The organism is Bacteroides sp. OM05-10AA (assembly GCF_003439055.1).
Classification (GTDB): domain Bacteria; phylum Bacteroidota; class Bacteroidia; order Bacteroidales; family Bacteroidaceae; genus Bacteroides; species Bacteroides intestinigallinarum.
This window is the reverse complement of sequence record NZ_QSUR01000028.1, coordinates 24,296-41,703: the sequence shown is the minus strand read 5'-3', so window position 1 is coordinate 41,703 and position 17,408 is coordinate 24,296. Positions and strand designations below refer to the sequence as shown.

The window sequence follows — 17,408 nt, the reverse complement described above, 5'->3', positions numbered from 1 at the left end:
CACCCGCCTCTTCACCAGAACTTCCTTAATGTGACTGAACAATTTCTTTTTCTAGTATCTTCTGCGATTTCTTTCGTTGGTCGGCTAATATGACAATAATGACAGATAATAATATAAGCAATAAACCGGCCAAAGATTGAAATGAAAAATGTTCCGCAAAGACTAATACTCCTACAACAACTGCAACCAGCGGTTCCATCGAACCAAGGATGGCTGTTGTGGTGGAGCCTGCATACTTCACTGCTAAAATCAACGTCAAATCCGAGATGACTGTTGATAGAAATGCCAGTGCAAGGATATATAATCCGGCTTTTGTACCCGGAATGGCAGATATTCCCGTTGTACACAGACTATAGATAAAGAAGATGATGCAGCCGCCCAGGAGTACATAGAATGTAAGTACTTCAGCAGGCAGTTTACCTAAACCCGATTGATTCAGGGCAACAATATATATCCCGTAGGTCAATATGGTAAGAGCTGCCAGTCCGACTCCCATTAATCGAATACTGCTTCCTCCCGACCAGCACATGAATGCAACGCCTATCAATGATAGTGAAGCTGCCAGGAACAAAGCCTTTGATTTTTGCTCCTTAAAAAATACCACCATCAGGAAGCTGACGCATATAGGGTAGAGGAAGTGAATCGTTGTAGCCACTCCACTGCTTATATAATGGTAGGAATAAATAAGGAACAACGCTGTTAGAGCATACAAAGCACCTAACCCAGTGATGGAAATCAGATGTTTCATATTGACTCTTAAAGGACTTTTATGTATGAGGCATACTGCTCCCATCATAAGAGTTGAAAACAGAAAACGATAAAAAAGAATGTTGGATTCATTCATCCCCATATCCCCCATTAGTGGGATAGTGAATAATGGAATGAGACCAAATGTGCCTGATGAAATCATGGCATAAATAATACCTTTTAAACTTTTCATATCATACGTATTTAAAATTTGAGCGCAAAGGTAGGCCAACCGGAAGAACGAAAAGTTACCAAAGGGTAATTAATAAATATCGGCTCTGATTCTGCTCAAAGACTGTGGAGTTATATCCAGCCATGCGGAAAGATCTCTCATAGACAATCTTTGTACAAGTTGAGGCATTTTCTCAAGTAAGTACTGATATTGCTCTTTCTTACTCATCCAGTGGATGGATGAAAAATAGGAAGAAGATACTGCAAGCCATTCCTGGAGAAGCATTCTTCCCCAATTGGATAGATTAATAGATGTTCCAAATAGGTCAGCCAAGTCTTTACGGGAGATTCTCCACAAAATGCAATCGTCTATCGTCTCTAAAGTGTATAAGGATTGTCCGCTATGAATCAAATCGGGCGAACTAAAAGGAACCTCATTCTCTAGTGCAAAGAATACGATAAATTCTCTGCCTTCTCTGAAAATTGTACTTTTTACGATCCCTTTCTCTACAAAATAGATATAATGATCTGCTTGACCCTCCTGCAGGATGGTCTCTTTCTTTTTCAGAGAAAGCCTTGTAAACTTTTCAAGTAATAAATTTATGTCTTTCTCGAAAAGCCCGTACTTGTCATTTAGTATTTTTCTGATGTTTGTATTCATAATATAAAAAAACAAAGATACATCGTACAATGTTGGCATGATCCGAGTCTTTTTCTTGTTTCATGCCTTGAAACTATTAGTTTCTCGGTGTGAAACTACTGGTTTCCCGGTGTGAAACTTTTAGTTCTACGGCATGAAACCAAAAGTTTCACACCGGGAAAAACTATTTAGAGCGTAGCTTTACCAATTATATTCGTCAGTGTAGCTGTCAAAGGCAGGTTCTTCCATAATTCCTTTCCGGCGGAAGAGTTGACAGATGAAGGCTTGGTCATTGGGAGTGATGGGACGTTCTTCCCGGTAGAAACGGTAATAAAGGTTTTTGCCGAAATGACTTATCAGTTGGTTGCGGATACTGGTTCCATCTTTGAAGGGTACTTTATCCAATAGATGACTGATTCCCCAAGCTACGTGCATTTTTTCGGCAGTCTTGAAGTAAGGACAAGCAGTGCTGTCGGTCGGAATACTGACGGGATTTACGATGCTGATAAAAGAAGTATCGGCTGTGGTATGTAATGCTGCGACATGGCGCAGGCAATCGGGTGCTTTCGGACAGTGTTCGTTGAAACAACGGGCATAGTTGTAAGGTACCGGTTTGTTTTTTAATTTGTTATCGTTCATTTTTTTTATTATTGAATCGCTTGGTTGACAAAGGTAGGCTTTTTTATATTAGGAGGGGAGGTTTGAAATAGAAAAAATGCCCGGATGTGTAAATCAATGATACCGTCGATGACAGATTCATTGTGAAACAATGGTGAAGGGTGTGCCCTTCACCTGCAATCTCCGATGAATAAAGCGATGGCAGGAGAAAGGTGAAGGGAGGGGAAATAATTATTGATGTTAGCTTGTATTTACTGAAAGTTACTGTATTTTTGTGCAGATATTAAAATGTATAGACTATGCTGGACATTATTTTGATTGTGATTAGTGCCCTTTGTATGATAGCTGGGTTAGCAGGTTGTATCCTTCCGTTTCTTCCCGGTCCTCCCATTGCTTATTTGGGATTAGTCATTCTTCATTTCACGGATAAGGTGGAATATACTACGACACAATTGATCGTTTGGTTATTAATTGTAGCTGTATTGCAGGTGTTAGATTATTTTTCGCCAATGCTCGGGAGTAAGTATAGTGGCGGTAGTAAATGGGGAAACTGGGGATGTATTATCGGAACGCTAGTCGGACTTCTTTTCTTACCTTGGGGTATTATTCTCGGGCCTTTCCTCGGAGCTGTGATTGGTGAGCTATTGGGAAATAAGGAATTTTCTCAGGCACTTAAATCCGGATTCGGCTCATTAATCGGATTCATATTGGGAACTTTGCTGAAGTTTGTTGTTTGCGGTTATTTCTGTTATCAGTTTATTGCCGGTTTGTTTTTTAGATGATATGTAAGGATGGATCTTATTTCATTGTTTTATATGATATTTACATAAAAATAAAGCTGCCCTTCAGAAAGAAGAACAGCTTTACTCATATTTGATTTATCTTCAGGCTTTATTTTACCGGAATCTTATCAATACGGTTCTGATGGCGACCACCGTCAAACTTTGTAGAGAAGAACTCTGTCAAAATCATATCCGCTTCTTCAGTGCTGATGAAGCGTCCCGGCATGACCAGAACATTAGCGTCGTTGTGCTGACGAGCCAAGTGCGCAATTTCTGCATTCCAGCAGAGAGCAGCACGAATTCCCTGGTGCTTGTTCAGCGTCATATTGATTCCGTTTCCACTGCCACAGATAGCGATACCGGGATAACATTCTCCCGATTCCACTGCAAGAGCCAGCGGATGAGCATAATCCGGATAGTCTACGCTAGCGGTAGAGTTGGTTCCGAAATCCTTGTAAGCCCAGCCTTTTACTTCCAGCCAGCCGCGAACATATTCTTTCAGTTCAAAACCGGCATGGTCGCATGCTAATCCGATTGTTTTCATTAGAGCATTGCTTTTACTTGGTTATATACGTTCTCGGCAGTAAATCCAAGTTTCTCATCCAATACAGTGTAAGGAGCAGAGAAACCGAAAGATTCCAATCCCCAAACTTTACCGTGGCAACCTACCAGACCTTGAAGAGTGACAGGCAGACCGGCAGTCATACCGAAAATCTTTGCATCTGCCGGAAGGATAGCTTCCTGATATTCTTTCGGTTGGTTACGGAACAGACCTTCAGACGGAGCAGATACAATGCGTACCTTTACGCCATCTTTGCGAAGCAATTCTGTACCGGCTACCAATGTAGCAACTTCAGAACCTGAAGCTACCAGGATTACATCCGGGTTTTCGTCAGAACCTGCTACGATATAAGCACCCTTAGCTGCCTGTTCGTAATCAGTTCCTGCCGGTAAGTTGGCAATATTCTGGCGAGAGAAGATCAATCCTGTCGGAGTAGACATATTTTCCATGGCAAGTTTCCATGCAATAGTTGTTTCTTCTGCATCGGCCGGACGAAGTACCAACATCGAGTTGTGTCCCTTGTGGTTCTTCAGTTTTTCCATCAGGCGGATTTGTGCTTCCTGTTCTACCGGTTCGTGAGTAGGACCGTCTTCACCTACGCGGAATGCGTCGTGTGTCCAGATGAATTTCACCGGTTGTTCCATCAAAGCAGCCATACGTACGGCAGGTTTCATGTAATCGGAGAATACGAAGAATGTACCGCAAGCAGCGATTACACCACCGTGGAGTGACATACCGATACAGATACAAGCCATCGACAATTCTGATACACCTGCCTGGAAGAATGCTCCGCTGAAATCACCTTTCTTGAAAGAATGAGTCTTTTTCAGGAAACCGTCAGTCTTGTCAGAGTTAGAAAGGTCGGCAGAAGCAACGATCATGTTTTCTACTTGTGTGGCAAGTGCGCCCAGTACAGTGGCAGATGCAGCACGAGTAGCGCTACCAGCTTTCTGTTCGATAGCAGCCCAGTCCACTTTCGGAGCTTTGCCCGAGAAGAAAAGTTCCAGTTTGGCAGCTTGTTCCGGGTTTGCTTTCGCCCATGCAGCTTTTGCAGCATATTTTTCAGCTACAATTTTCTTCAGCTCTTCTGCACGTTTTGCATACAGTTCGGCTACTTCCGAGAATATAACGAACGGGTTAGTAGGATCACCACCCAAATTCTTGATTGTATTTACATAAGCGTCGCCACCGAGAGGAGCACCGTGTGTAGCGCAGTTGGCTTCATAGCTGCTGCCGTCTGCCTTGCGTGCACCTTTACCCATAACCGTTTTACCGATAATCAGTGTCGGGCGTTCTTTTTCAGCCTGTGCTTCTTTGATTGCTGCGCGGATTTCGTCAGGATCATTACCGTTGATGCTAAGTACGTTCCATCCCCATGCTTCATATTTCATGGCAGTATCTTCAACGGTTACATCTTTCGTTTCAGTAGAAAGCTGGATATCGTTGGAGTCATAGAACATAATCAGGTTGTCCAATCCCAGTGCACCGGCAATACGTCCGGAACCTTGAGAGATTTCTTCCTGGATACCACCGTCAGAGATGTAAGCATAGATTGTTTGATTCATCACCTCGTTGAAACGGGCTTTCAGGAATTTGGCAGCGATGGCAGCACCCACAGCGAAAGTGTGTCCTTGTCCCAACGGACCGGAAGTGTTTTCAATGCCACGCATGATGTCCACTTCAGGATGTCCCGGAGTAGGACTTCCCCATTGACGGAATTCTTTCAGTTCGTCCAAAGTGAATTTACCTGTCAATGCCAGTGTAGAATAAAGCATCGGAGACATATGGCCAGGGTCCAGGAAGAAGCGGTCACGTCCTTCCCAACGGGGATTTTCAGGATCGTATACTAGAAACTCAGAGAAGAGTACATTTACAAAATCAGCACCACCCATGGCGCCACCCGGGTGACCGGAATTGGCTTTCTCAACCATTGAAGCAGCAAGAATACGGATGTTATCCGCTGCACGATTCATAAGTTTGTTATCGTTCATATCATTAAAATTTAATTGATTTCTGTCAGATTGTTCGCAAAGATAACTCTTTATGTGGATTTAACAATCCAAAAGAGCTATCTTTTTTATCGACAATTTTACGGTCTTCTTGTTTGTGATACAATAAGTAATTGCCCTAAAATTACTGTAACTCTAAAGTAACAATGGACTTAGCAGGAAGTTTTACCTTCATTGTACCTTTATTGATTTTTACCTCTTTGAAAGGTACCGGTTTTACAATATTAGGGTTTTCAAAAGAATTGTAATCGGTCAGTTTTGCAGAGGTCAGAATCTCTCCGACTGCTTTTTTTGCTTTCGTATCACCCAGATTGATGGTGATTTCCTGTGCTTCGTCAGCATCTACATTGGACAGAGAAATGTGGATCACTCCATCCTTGTTTTTGGAAGCTGTGGCGCTTACCATCGGAACGGTGCGGTTATCACGTACATTCATTTTTTCGCAAGTCAAGTCGATGGGAAGATAAGTGGCATCTTGATGTACTTTATACATCTTGAAGACATAATAAGTAGGAGTGAGCACCATTTCTTTGTCTTTCGTCAGAATCATGGATTGAAGTACATTGACAATCTGTGCGATGTTTGCCATCTTCAGGCGGTCTGTGTATTTGTGGAATACGTCAAGGCTTAAAGAAGCAACGAAAGCATCGCGCAATGTATTCTGCTGATATAGGTGTCCTTTGATGGTTCCCGGTTCTTCATCCCACCAGGTTCCCCATTCGTCGAGTAAAAGAGCGATCTTTTTGTCCTTGTCATATTTATCCATGATGGCACAATGCTTCTTGAGCACATCTTCCACTTCCAGGCATTTACCCATTGTCCAATAATAATCATCCTTATTGAATTGAGTGGCTGCTCCTTTGCTGCCGCTCCATCCGGTTACGGTGTAATAGTGGAGAGAAAGTCCCTGCATGCGATGTCCTACACGATTCATCAATACGTCTGTCCAGTTGTAGTCATAGTCACTTGCACCGCTGGCAATTTTGAACAGACGGTTGCCGTCATAGTTACGGCAATAAGTAGAATAACGACGGTATAAGTCTGCATAATATTCCGGACGCATACTGCCACCACAGCCCCAGCTTTCATTTCCTACTCCCAGATATTTGAGTTTCCATGCTTTGTCACGACCATTCTTACGACGAAGGTTGGCCATGGGAGAGTCCCCGTCGGAGGTCATGTATTCCACCCATTTGGCGAGTTCTTCTACGGTACCACTACCTACATTTCCACTTACATAAGGTTCACAATCCAGCATTTCGCAAAGATTCAGGAACTCATGTGTACCGAAACTGTTATCTTCAATTGTTCCGCCCCAGTTGTTATTCACCATCTTCGGACGGTTTTCTTTCGGACCGATGCCGTCCATCCAATGATACTCATCGGCAAAGCAGCCACCCGGCCAGCGTAGAACGGGAACAGCCAAGTCTTTTAATGCATTGAATACATCTGTACGGTATCCCTTGATATTGGGTATATCTGACTTTTCGCCTACCCAAAGACCACCGTAGATACATGAACCCAGGTGTTCGGCAAACTGACCGTAGATTTCTTTCGGGATAATTTCTTTGCCTTGGTCGGCATGTACGGTTATGGTAGCACTCTTTTGCGCGGAAAGAGATACTGATGCTGCCAGAAAGGCCGTGCTGACTAATAGTTTTGCTTTCATAAATGGTATTTGTTTAATGATTATATAGATGTTTGATTTTGATGATGGTTATTTCTTTTTGAACGTTTATTTTAGTAAACGCACTTCGTAAATTGCAGGTGTCCATTCCGTTCCGTCAGGGATGAAACGTATTGGACAGCTACCTGTATTCAGTTTTTGAGGCAGGACATAAGAAAGGGTGATAAAGCCATCTTTATCTGCTTCACTGATCGTCGGATTAACAGCTAACTTTTCGTTATTCAGTAGAATAGCCACTTTGTTACGGTCATCTTTCCGTATGGTGACCAGTATGCGGCTTGCTTCTTCTTTTACTTTCAGTTGATAGCCGAACCAACCTTTGGCACGACGGAAGTGCCGGTCTGTGTTCGTTCCGGTCTCTGCCTGCTCATATTGGATGCCATGGTCGGATTCCGGTTGCTGTTCGCCGGGGAAGATAAGATCAATGGTTTGATTAGCTAATTCGGTTGCTTTTCGTTCAGCCGTTGCCATTTCTTCCTGAATGGCTTTGAACTGCTCTTCGCTAGTCTGCCGGAAATAAACGGCATAACGGGAATTATGCAGGCGGAAGAAGGGAACAAGCTCCAATGCTTTGCCTTGTGCAGGGTAAACATCTCCGTTGTAGCTGAAAGCGATCCGGCTGCCTTGTTCTTTGTGAAGAGATTTACGGATGGAATCGGGATTTCCTATCAACATCGGAACTTCCTGTAAAGGAATCTGTTTGCCATGGGCGATATGTCCGCCGCGACTGTCATCGGCATATAAACCATCGAGGTGTTCAGTGCCTGTGGAAGCTGCAAGAACGATAGGGCCATATAAGAAAGCATAATAATCTTTCTTATCAGGAATTTGTTCCATGCTGACTCTCATAGGCAAGTTGAAAGTAATGACATCTCCTTTTTTCCATTTGCGGGAGAGAGGAAGATACTGATTACCTTTTGCCATAATGAATATTTTTCTTTTCCCATTGATGCTGATGCTATAACCTTTGGATTGGTTAGCCCATTCCGGGATGCGTATCATTAAAGTACGTTTTTTCTTAGGCGCTTCATCTATTCGCAAAGTTACCTTACCGTCGTCAGGGAATCGGGTTTCCTGTGTCAAAGTTACGCCTTGCTCTTTCCAGGTTAGTTGCGAGGGGATGAAGAGGTTGATATAGAGCGTATCTTTCTGATGTGCATAAATGAATTCACCGTATTTGGTATGATTCTCCAAGCCTGAACCGACACAGCACCACATGGATGTTTCCGGTTGCGAGTAAACGCGGTAATGTCCCGGACGCATGGGAGTGAAGTATACAAAACCACCTTTGTCCGGTTCCTGCGATGCAAGAATGTGATTGTAAAGCGCACGTTCGTAATAGTTTACGTAGTTGGGGTCAGGCTCCTGTGTATTGTTGGGATTGTGAGAATTCTGGTAAAGCATTTTAGTAAGACGGAGCATGTTGTAAGTATTACAGGTCTCCGGTCCTTGAACGTCGTTCAGCATGGACGTAAAGTTGTCGGATGGGTGGAAATGTTCACGGACGCTATTTCCTCCGATGCAGACGGAACGGTGATTGACTACCGTATTCCAAAAGAAACGGGCGGCATGATCCCATTCAGCAGCATGATTCCAACTTTTGTCATCTTGCGAAAGTTCTGCTATTCGTTTGTAGCCGATCACTTTGGGAATCTGTGTGTTGGCGTGCATACCTGTCAGCTTGTCTTCATCTTTGATAAGCGGGTCGAGGATAAGTTTGTGGGAGAAACGGCGGGCCAGTTCCAGATATTTCTTGTCGCCTGTGATTTCAGCTACATCAGCGAAAGTCTCATTTAATCCGCCATGTTCGCTGCGAAGCATATCCTGCATTTGCTCGTCGCTCAAACCGGAAGTGATGTCAATCATCCAGTCTGTAAGGTCAATCAGCATTTTACGTGCCAGATCGCTTCCTGCATACAAGTAAGCATCCCGCAATCCGGCATACGTTTTATGTATGTTGTATAGAGGTACCCATTTGCCGTTAAGGTCGAAACCTCCGGCACGGATTTTTCCTGCTTTTACATCTTTCCAAAGTTGGAGGCTTCCCGGAGTTCCTCCGATGAATCCTGTACCTACAGCTTGCTGTGCACGATGCAACTCATTCAGCATATAGTTGAGGCGGTTGTAGACGGCAGTATCTCCGGTAGCGGCATACATCATGGAGAGTGCGGATAGATAATGTCCGCCGATATGTCCGTCCAATCCGGTATTTTCCCAGTTGGTGTAGCTGGGAGCTTTAGGTTGCAATCCTGCTTCGCGTAGAAAAGGAGCGAGCAGACGGTCGGGGTTTAAGGCAAGTATATAATGTAAATCAGTCTGTTGGGCTTGCCGGAACGGACTATCCAATAGTTTCACATCCTGTAAAGGGAAGTAAGACACCTGTGGAGCGTTTTGTGCTTTAGCTAGTGAGGTGGACAGGGCAAGTGCAAGTATGAACGAGGTGGTTTTCATGATAATAGTCTCCCCTTGTCCCTCTCCAAAAGAGGAGAGGGGATGAGGATGTTTTATGTTAATACTTAAATGATTATGAGAAGAAAAAGCAGAGGAAGCACTCGTGATGAGGCTTATTTAAATTTGACCGCTGCTTCCTCGATAGGCAATCCTGCCTTATAGTTTTCGATGTATGTATTAAAACCGGCTACATCTTCGGGCGTGGGTGATACCTCGACACCGGCATCTCCGACAAATACACTTTCATCCAGGAAGTCGGCAAGAGATTGTTTCTTTTCGTTGTTCACGAGATAAGAACCTAACAAGGCAATCCCCCAGGCACCACCTTCACCGGCTGTTTCCATTACCGAAATAGGCGAGTTGATGGCTGCTGCAAGGATTCTTTGACCTACTCCCTTTGTTCTGAACAGTCCTCCGTGACCTGTAATTCTATCCACTTTGATTTTTTCTTCGTTGAACAGGATATCATTACCAATCTTGAGAACGCCTACTGAAGCGTATAAGTGAGTCCGCATAAAGTTGGCCAGATTGAACTTGTCATTGGCAGAGCGTACAAATAAAGGTCTTCCGTCGGCAAGTCCTGTTACAGGTTCGCCTGAAATATAGTTGTACGAAAGAAGACCTCCGCAATCTGTGTCACCGGTAAGTGCGATATTGTAGAGTTTGCTATAGATTTCATCCATATTTACAGGTATGCCCAGAAGTTCCTGATATTCTTTAAACAGGTTGACCCATGCATTGAGATCGGAAGTACAGTTATTGCAATGTACCATGGCTACGAGGCTTCCGTCAGGAGTTGTAACCATGTCGATCATTTCGTATGGCTTGGACAAGTCTTTCTCTAATACAATCATTGAGAATGAAGAAGTACCTGCTGATACATTTCCGGTGCGCTGTTTCACAGCATTGGTTGCAACCATACCGGTGCCGGCGTCTCCTTCCGGAGGACAAACGGGTATTCCTGCTTTCAAATGACCCGATGCGTCGAGTTTTTTACTACCTTCCGGTGTGAGGACACCTGCATTTTCACCTGCCGATAATACTTTAGGCAGAATATCCTGTAGCTTCCAGCTATATTCTTTCGAAGCAATCAGCTTGTCGAACTTAGCCACCATTTCAGCAGAATAGTTGTTAGTAGTTGGATCTATAGGAAGCATACCTGATGCATCGCCTATTCCCAACACTTTTTCGCCTGTGATCTGCCAATGCACATAACCTGCCAGAGTGGTCAGGAAGTCGATTTCATTAACGTGTGCTTCGTTGTCCAGAATAGCCTGATACAAGTGGGAAATGCTCCAACGCAGAGGGATATTATAGACAAATAGTTCGGACAAAGCAGCCGCTGCGCGGCCCGTATTGGTGTTTCTCCAAGTGCGGAAAGGCACGAGGATTTCTTCTTTTTTGTTGAATGGCATATAACCATGCATCATAGCGCTGACACCGATGGCAGCCAGAGTCTCGATCTCTATGCCGTATGCATTCTTTACGTTCGTACGAAGATCAGCATAACAATCTTGCAGCCCTGACCAGATGGCTTCAATGCTATACGTCCAAAGTCCGTCAACTAACTGGTTTTCCCAAGTGTGGCTACCTTGAGCAATAGGCTTGTTTTCCTGGTCGATCAAGACAGCTTTTATTCGTGTAGAACCGAGTTCTATACCAAGAATAGCTTTACCTGCCTCGATGGTTGATTTTGCATCTAATTTCATGTTGAAATCAATATTTTAAGGTATAACGATCATTATAAAAAAATCAAGTTTCGCAAAAACTTAACGAAATAATTAAGCCATGCGAAACTTGAATAATTGTTTTAGCAAAGTGCTTTATTCAACATGTAATAAACTTCGTTCATGCGCAGTTCTTTCTTGAAGCAGCTGATCGTAGTATCCTTGTTGATATGTACCATTTCGATACCTGCGATTTCAGCATAATCTTCCCAATATTCTGCTGTCAGGTCGTAAGAGAAGCAAGAGTGGTGAGTTCCACCAGCCAGAATCCATGCACCTGCACCTACTTCAAGGTTTGGCATCGGAATCCAGAGAGCAGAAGCAACCGGCAACTTAGGCAGCGGTTTCGGCTCGATACATTCTACGTCGTTCACGATCAGACGGAAACGGTTACCCATATCTACAACAGTAGCAGTGCAGCCTGTACCTACTTTTGAAGTGAAGACCAGACGTGCAGTCTGACTCTTGCGGATACCTATACCGAGGAAGTGTACTTCCAGGCGAGGTTTGTTGGCTGCGATAAGCGGACAGATTTCCAACATGTGTGACTGAAGGATAGAGCTGTTTGCACCATCGAAGTTCAGTGTGTAATCTTCCAGGAATGAACAGCCTTTAGGAAGACCCTGATTCATCACCCATACAGTACGGTAAAGAGCAGCCGATTTCCAGTCACCTTCAGCACCGAATCCATAACCTTCCGCCATCAGACGTTGTGAAGCAAGACCCGGGATTTGATCGAAACCATTGTACTCAATGTCGCCCAAATCGTCGAAGTTGGTAGTAAATCCTTTGGCACCTTTGGCTTTCAGGATAGCGCGCATAGCCAGTTCAGCCTTGGCAGCATTCCATACTTTCTGGTAAGCTTCAGTTGATTTATCTTCCAGAGAAGCATCGTGATCGTATTCCTTGAAGTAAGTAGCTACCAATGCGTCTACCTCTTCATTTTTGATATCCTTATGATATTCCATCAATTCGCTTACCGGACAGTAATCTACGTGGTAACCCATACGTTGTTCAGCTTCCACTTTATCACCATCGGTTACGGCTACGTTGTTCATCTGGTCGCCGAAACGGATAATCAGCATATCCTGTGAATCTGCCCAACCGGCACAAACACGCATCCAAACGGCAATCTTATGCAAAGTCTCTTCCTCTTTCCAGTAACCTACCACTACTTTACGACGGATACGCATACGGGTGCAGATATGTCCGAATTCGCGGTCACCGTGAGCAGACTGGTTCAGGTTCATGAAATCCATGTCCATTGTATCCCAGGGAATTTCCTTGTTGAATTGAGTATGCAGGTGCAACAAAGGCTTCTTCAACTGTTGCAAGCCGTGAATCCACATTTTAGCAGGAGAGAACGTATGCATCCAAGTGATAACACCGACACACTTTTCGTCATTATTGGCTGCTTTGAAAACAGCTTCCACTTCTTTAGAAGAATTAGCTGTTCCTTTGTATACCACCTTTACAGGAAGTTTACCGGATTCGTTCAATCCGTTAACCATTTCATTAGAGTGTGCGTCTACTGCGATTACTGCGTCACCTCCGTACAAAAGCTGTGCTCCTGTTACGAACCATACTTCATATTGATCAAATGCGTTCATAATGTTATTGCTTTAATTGTTATTGTTCTAATTTTTAATCTTTAATTTTTAATTATTTCTGTCCGTAATAAGCATTCGGACCATGCTTGCGGCTGAAATGTTTCTCTATCAGCAGCGGATTCATTGTTAAATTGGGATTCACCGCATAAGCGATACTTGCCATTTTAGCTACCTGTTCCATAACCACAGCATTGTGTACGGCATCGTACGCGTCTTTTCCCCAAGAGAAAGGACCATGATTTTTTACCAATACTCCCGGTGTATGTACAGGGTTCAAGCCTTCAAAACGTTTCACTATCACATTACCGGTTTCCAGCTCGTAAGCACCTTTCACTTCCGCTTCTGTCATATCCGCTGTGCAGGGAATAGCATCATGGAAATAATCTGCATGAGTGGTTCCGATATTCGGAATGTCACATCCGGCTTGTGCCCAGGCTGTAGCATAGGTAGAGTGCGTATGTACCACTCCTCCGATCTCCGGAAATGCTTTGTAAAGCACTACATGAGTAGGGGTGTCTGAAGATGGCTTCAGCCGTCCTTCAACGACCTTGCCATCCAGATCCACTACTACCATATCTTCGGCTTTCATATCATCATAACTTACACCACTGGGTTTGATTACTACCAATCCGCTTTCACGGTCGATGGCAGAAACATTTCCCCAGGTAAAGATGACTAATCCATGCTTTACCAATTCGAGATTGGCATGAAATACTTTTTCTTTTAGTTCTTCCAGCATAATGATTATAATTTAAATTTCGGGTCCTTGCGGTAAGCCTTGCTATTGAACTTATACAAGGCAGCACCACGTTTCGAACCCAGTTTGTCAATTTTATCAGTCTTTTCTATATAATCCATTTCGGCCACTCTTTTACGGAAGTTCCGTTTATCCATCGGTTCGTCGTAAATAGCTTCATATAGACTTTGCAGTTGAGACAACGTAAAGAGTTTCGGAAGCAGATTGAATCCGATAGGTTCCACGGACGCTTTTTGCTTCATCAGTTCCCGTGCTTTTTCCACCATTTCAGGATGGTCGAAGATAAGTGGGGGAAGTTCGTTCATATTCACCCAGTAAGCGTTGTGCTTCTGAACAAGTTTCCGGTCGTATTCATTAATATTGATTAATGCATAGTAAGCTACGGAGATTACCCGTTCACCCGGATCACGTTCGACAGCTCCAAAAGCTCCTACCTGCTCCATATAAACGTTTTCCAGTCCGGTAAGCTCATGCAATACACGTTTGGCGGCATCGTCCACACTTTCATCTTTCTGCACGAATCCTCCCATCAGTGACCATTCACCCATTGCCGGCTCAAAGTTTCTCTTCAACAGGAGCAGGCTGATTTCCCCTTCGGAGAAACCAAAGATTATACAGTCGATGCCGACATAGAAAGTTGGATTGGTACTATAATACTTATTCATATCAGGGTATTACCAGAAGTATATATAAAATAATGCACAAAGAACTACTACACCGATAGAGGTGATAACATCCCACTTGTTCCAGCTTTGCTTGATGAGTGTCTTATAGTCATCAGTAAAGGTGATAGCTTCTATCTGCTTGGCAGTAGGTGCAGGAGTGAAGAATGAAACAACAACCATCAGTACGATCAGGAATACGAGCAGCCATATTTCGAAGATCAGCCAGTTTGTCTGCCAGAACCAGGCAGTACATTCCCAGTACCATCCAGACATCACATCTTTACCTGTATTCGTGAGGATATTGGTCAGCAAACGTACCATACCGATGATAAAACCTACTATCATAGCTGTTTCACCTGCCTTAGGCGTAATCTTCTTGGAGAATATACCGAGGGCGAATACAGCCACCATCGCAGGAGCAAGCAATGACTGGATGCCTTGCAGATAATCATAAAGACTACCCAGACTCTGCATGATAGGTATCCATACAATACCCAGAATTACTACAACAATAGTAGCGATACGACCTACCAACACATAAGTTGCTTCGCTCTTGTCCTTGAACATCGGTTTGTAGAAGTCTTCAGTAAACAAGGTAGCGCAAGAGTTGAAGAATGCTGCCAATGAAGCCACCAATGCCGAAATAAAGCCAATGGTAACAATACCTTTTACACCGGCAGGCAATACGAACTTAACCATTGAACCAAAAGCTGTATCAGGATTATCCAGTACGAAACCGCTTTCCGGACGTGCCGACAATGCAGCAGCTATCATACCCGGTATCAAGAACATGAACACAGGCAAAATCTTGAAATAACCGGCAGCGATAGTACCTCTACGTGCACGTCTCATAACCTCTTCGCTGGATTCACCTTTACGTTGTCCAAGCACACGTTGAACGATATGCTGGTCAGTACACCAGTACCAGAATCCGATAATGGATGCTCCGATAAATACCCAGAAACCTGGATAGTCATCATACATCGGGTCGCCTGTCTCAAAGTGGAACATGTGGTTTGTGCCGTGAGCAACTCCGTCTGTTCCTATATTAAGTGTCTTGGCATACTCTATCATGTGAGTCCAACCGTCGCTGATACTACCGGCTCCAAGTGCAGACAATCCTAAGAAAAGAACAAGGAACGAACCGATAATAAGTATCGGAGTCTGGATAGCAGACAATGTCATAACTCCTTTCATACCACCCAGAACAGTGAAGATTCCCGTAAGAACGATCAGGCCGATAGCACCAAACCAGAATGGCAATCCGAGAAGACTTTCCATGAAGATACCTCCGGTAAATGCTGTTACGCTGACTTTGGTTAATACGTATGCTATGAGGGTAATGATAGACAACCATGAACCTGTAGCAGGAGTATATCTATATTTCAGGAAGTCGGGCATCGTGATGATTTTTCCTAACTTCACGTTCATCAGCTGATAGAACGGTACGAAAAGCCAACCTAAAATAAGGATCATCCATCCCTGCATTTCCCAGTGTGCCATACCTACTCCGGATTTAGCTCCTGTACCGGCAAGTCCTACAAGGTGTTCCGAACCGATATTGGCAGCGAAGATAGCTGCACCGATGATATACCAGGGTTCCCCTTTACCAAACAAATAATCTTCACTGTTAGCGCCTTGTTGCAAACGCTTGTCTTTCTGTATCGAACGCCATACCGCCCATGTGACTGCTAAAATACCGACTACGATGATTACCCAGTCGATCCATATAAACTCGTGTGAATTCCAGTTCATCTTATTCTGCTTTTGTTTTTTTGATATTAAATTATTTCTCTATACCGAATTTGAAAATACATTCACTGTTGTAAGTCTGTCCCGGTTCCAGAACTACAGACGGCCAGTCTGCCTTGTTAGGACTGTCAGGATAGTGTTGTGTCTCCAGACAAACAGAAGCACGCTGGTTATAAACGATACCTTTTTTGCCGGTTACCGTTCCATCGAGGAAGTTACCGGTATAAACCTGTATACCCGGTTCGTTGGTATATACTTCCAGAGTAATGCCGCTTTCGGGTGAAGTGAGTTTGGCTGCCACTTGGGAAAGATCTCCCTTAGTGTTCAATACCCAGTTATGGTCATATCCATTTCCATTCTTTAATTGAACGAAATCATAGTTATTGATTTCCTTACCTACAGCTTTCGGAGTAGTAAAGTCCATCGGAGTGTCTTTAACCGGAACAATTTCGCCTGTAGTCATAAAGGTGCTGTCTACCGGAGTATAGTAGTCTGCATTCACATACATGATATGATCGGTTGAAATTTTAGACGGATCACCGGAAAGATTGAAATAAGAGTGGTTGGTCATGTTGATGATCGTCTTTTTATCAGTAGTTGCGCTATATTTGATGTCGATAGCGTTGTTATCAGTCAGTTTGTAAGTCACTTTAGCTGTTACGTTGCCCGGGAAATTAGCATCTCCATCCGGTGAAATACGAGTCAGCTCCAGTGTTGTCGGATCAATAAGATTGGCTTCATAAACTTGGTACTGCCAGCCTTTCGGACCTCCGTGCAGGCAGTGTCCGTAATTGTTTTGTGGCAACTGGATCGTATCGCCATCCAATACAAAACGTCCCTGGTTGATACGGTTTGCATAGCGTCCGATAGAAGCGCCAAAGTCGCTCGGTACATTAATATAATCAGCAATGCTGTCAAAACCTAAAACTACATCCTGCATCTGACCGTTTTTGTCGGGTACCATGATAGACACGATGCGTCCTCCGAAGTTAGTGATGCATATTTCCATGCCTGCCTTATTCTTTAACGTGTAAAGAGCTGTTTGGGCATTATTCACTTCTGTTTGAAATTTTACCGGGTCAAGACCGGACAAAGTCAGCTCGGAAGCCGGCTTGTTATTGCACGCAGCCAGCATCAGCGCGGCAATTCCTGCAAGTAGAAAATGTTTTTTCATGGTTTTATTTTTAATGTAAATGAGATGCTTATCTTATTTTGGGTGTAAAAGTAACA

General features: G+C 43.7%; 14 protein-coding genes. 1 reads left to right on the top strand and 13 read right to left on the bottom strand.

Annotated features, from left to right (window positions below; genetic code table 11):
- Nucleotides 1-25: 25 nt before the first annotated feature.
- The 3 genes from DXB58_RS19490 to DXB58_RS19480 form a co-directional block, all read right to left on the bottom strand.
- Nucleotides 26-940 (bottom strand): DMT family transporter, encoded by a 915-nt coding sequence (locus DXB58_RS19490; RefSeq protein ID WP_122137954.1) that lies wholly within the window; start codon nucleotides 938-940, stop codon nucleotides 26-28.
- A gap of 69 nt (nucleotides 941-1,009) precedes the next feature.
- A complete protein-coding gene (locus tag DXB58_RS19485; protein WP_122137988.1) occupies nucleotides 1,010-1,579 on the bottom strand; it encodes a Crp/Fnr family transcriptional regulator in 570 nt (189 codons plus the stop codon).
- 180 nt (nucleotides 1,580-1,759) lie between these two features.
- On the bottom strand, nucleotides 1,760-2,197 hold the full coding sequence (locus tag DXB58_RS19480; protein WP_008999157.1) for a DUF6078 family protein: 438 nt from the start codon (nucleotides 2,195-2,197) through the stop codon (nucleotides 1,760-1,762).
- A gap of 278 nt (nucleotides 2,198-2,475) precedes the next feature.
- Between DXB58_RS19480 and DXB58_RS19475 the strand changes: the two genes are divergently transcribed.
- On the top strand, nucleotides 2,476-2,958 hold the full coding sequence (locus DXB58_RS19475) for a DUF456 domain-containing protein (protein ID WP_008999158.1): 483 nt from the start codon (nucleotides 2,476-2,478) through the stop codon (nucleotides 2,956-2,958).
- Between the two features lie 109 nt (nucleotides 2,959-3,067).
- Here the strand turns inward: DXB58_RS19475 and rpiB are convergent, their stop codons facing one another.
- The 10 genes from rpiB to DXB58_RS19425 all read right to left on the bottom strand — a co-directional run bounded on the left by rpiB (nucleotide 3,068) and on the right by DXB58_RS19425 (nucleotide 17,352).
- Complete coding sequence (gene rpiB, locus DXB58_RS19470) at nucleotides 3,068-3,502, bottom strand: ribose 5-phosphate isomerase B (RefSeq protein WP_004309178.1); 435 nt, start codon at nucleotides 3,500-3,502, stop codon at nucleotides 3,068-3,070.
- On the bottom strand, nucleotides 3,502-5,511 hold the full coding sequence (locus DXB58_RS19465; protein WP_122137953.1) for a transketolase: 2,010 nt from the start codon (nucleotides 5,509-5,511) through the stop codon (nucleotides 3,502-3,504). The genes rpiB and DXB58_RS19465 overlap by 1 nt, the downstream gene beginning before the upstream one ends.
- A gap of 142 nt (nucleotides 5,512-5,653) precedes the next feature.
- On the bottom strand, nucleotides 5,654-7,198 hold the full coding sequence (locus tag DXB58_RS19460; protein ID WP_122137952.1) for an alpha-N-arabinofuranosidase: 1,545 nt from the start codon (nucleotides 7,196-7,198) through the stop codon (nucleotides 5,654-5,656).
- A 66-nt stretch (nucleotides 7,199-7,264) separates the two neighbouring features.
- Nucleotides 7,265-9,667 (bottom strand): glycoside hydrolase family 127 protein, encoded by a 2,403-nt coding sequence (locus tag DXB58_RS19455; RefSeq protein ID WP_122137951.1) that lies wholly within the window; start codon nucleotides 9,665-9,667, stop codon nucleotides 7,265-7,267.
- Nucleotides 9,668-9,780: 113 nt separating this feature from the next.
- Nucleotides 9,781-11,376: a xylulokinase gene (locus DXB58_RS19450; protein ID WP_117936927.1), complete on the bottom strand. Its 1,596-nt coding sequence runs from the start codon at nucleotides 11,374-11,376 to the stop codon at nucleotides 9,781-9,783.
- A 101-nt stretch (nucleotides 11,377-11,477) separates the two neighbouring features.
- On the bottom strand, nucleotides 11,478-13,004 hold the full coding sequence (araA, locus tag DXB58_RS19445) for an L-arabinose isomerase (protein WP_117936925.1): 1,527 nt from the start codon (nucleotides 13,002-13,004) through the stop codon (nucleotides 11,478-11,480).
- A gap of 52 nt (nucleotides 13,005-13,056) precedes the next feature.
- Nucleotides 13,057-13,743 carry an L-ribulose-5-phosphate 4-epimerase gene (locus tag DXB58_RS19440; protein WP_008648247.1) on the bottom strand — a complete coding sequence of 229 codons (687 nt, stop codon included), beginning with the start codon at nucleotides 13,741-13,743 and terminating at the stop codon, nucleotides 13,057-13,059.
- 5 nt (nucleotides 13,744-13,748) lie between these two features.
- Complete coding sequence (locus DXB58_RS19435; RefSeq protein WP_117936923.1) at nucleotides 13,749-14,426, bottom strand: NUDIX domain-containing protein; 678 nt, start codon at nucleotides 14,424-14,426, stop codon at nucleotides 13,749-13,751.
- A 9-nt stretch (nucleotides 14,427-14,435) separates the two neighbouring features.
- Nucleotides 14,436-16,181: a sodium:solute symporter gene (locus DXB58_RS19430; RefSeq protein WP_008999165.1), complete on the bottom strand. Its 1,746-nt coding sequence runs from the start codon at nucleotides 16,179-16,181 to the stop codon at nucleotides 14,436-14,438.
- A 31-nt stretch (nucleotides 16,182-16,212) separates the two neighbouring features.
- Entirely contained in the window at nucleotides 16,213-17,352 is a 1,140-nt protein-coding gene (locus tag DXB58_RS19425; protein ID WP_117936921.1) for an aldose epimerase family protein, read from the bottom strand.
- Between the last annotated feature and the right edge of the window lie 56 nt (nucleotides 17,353-17,408).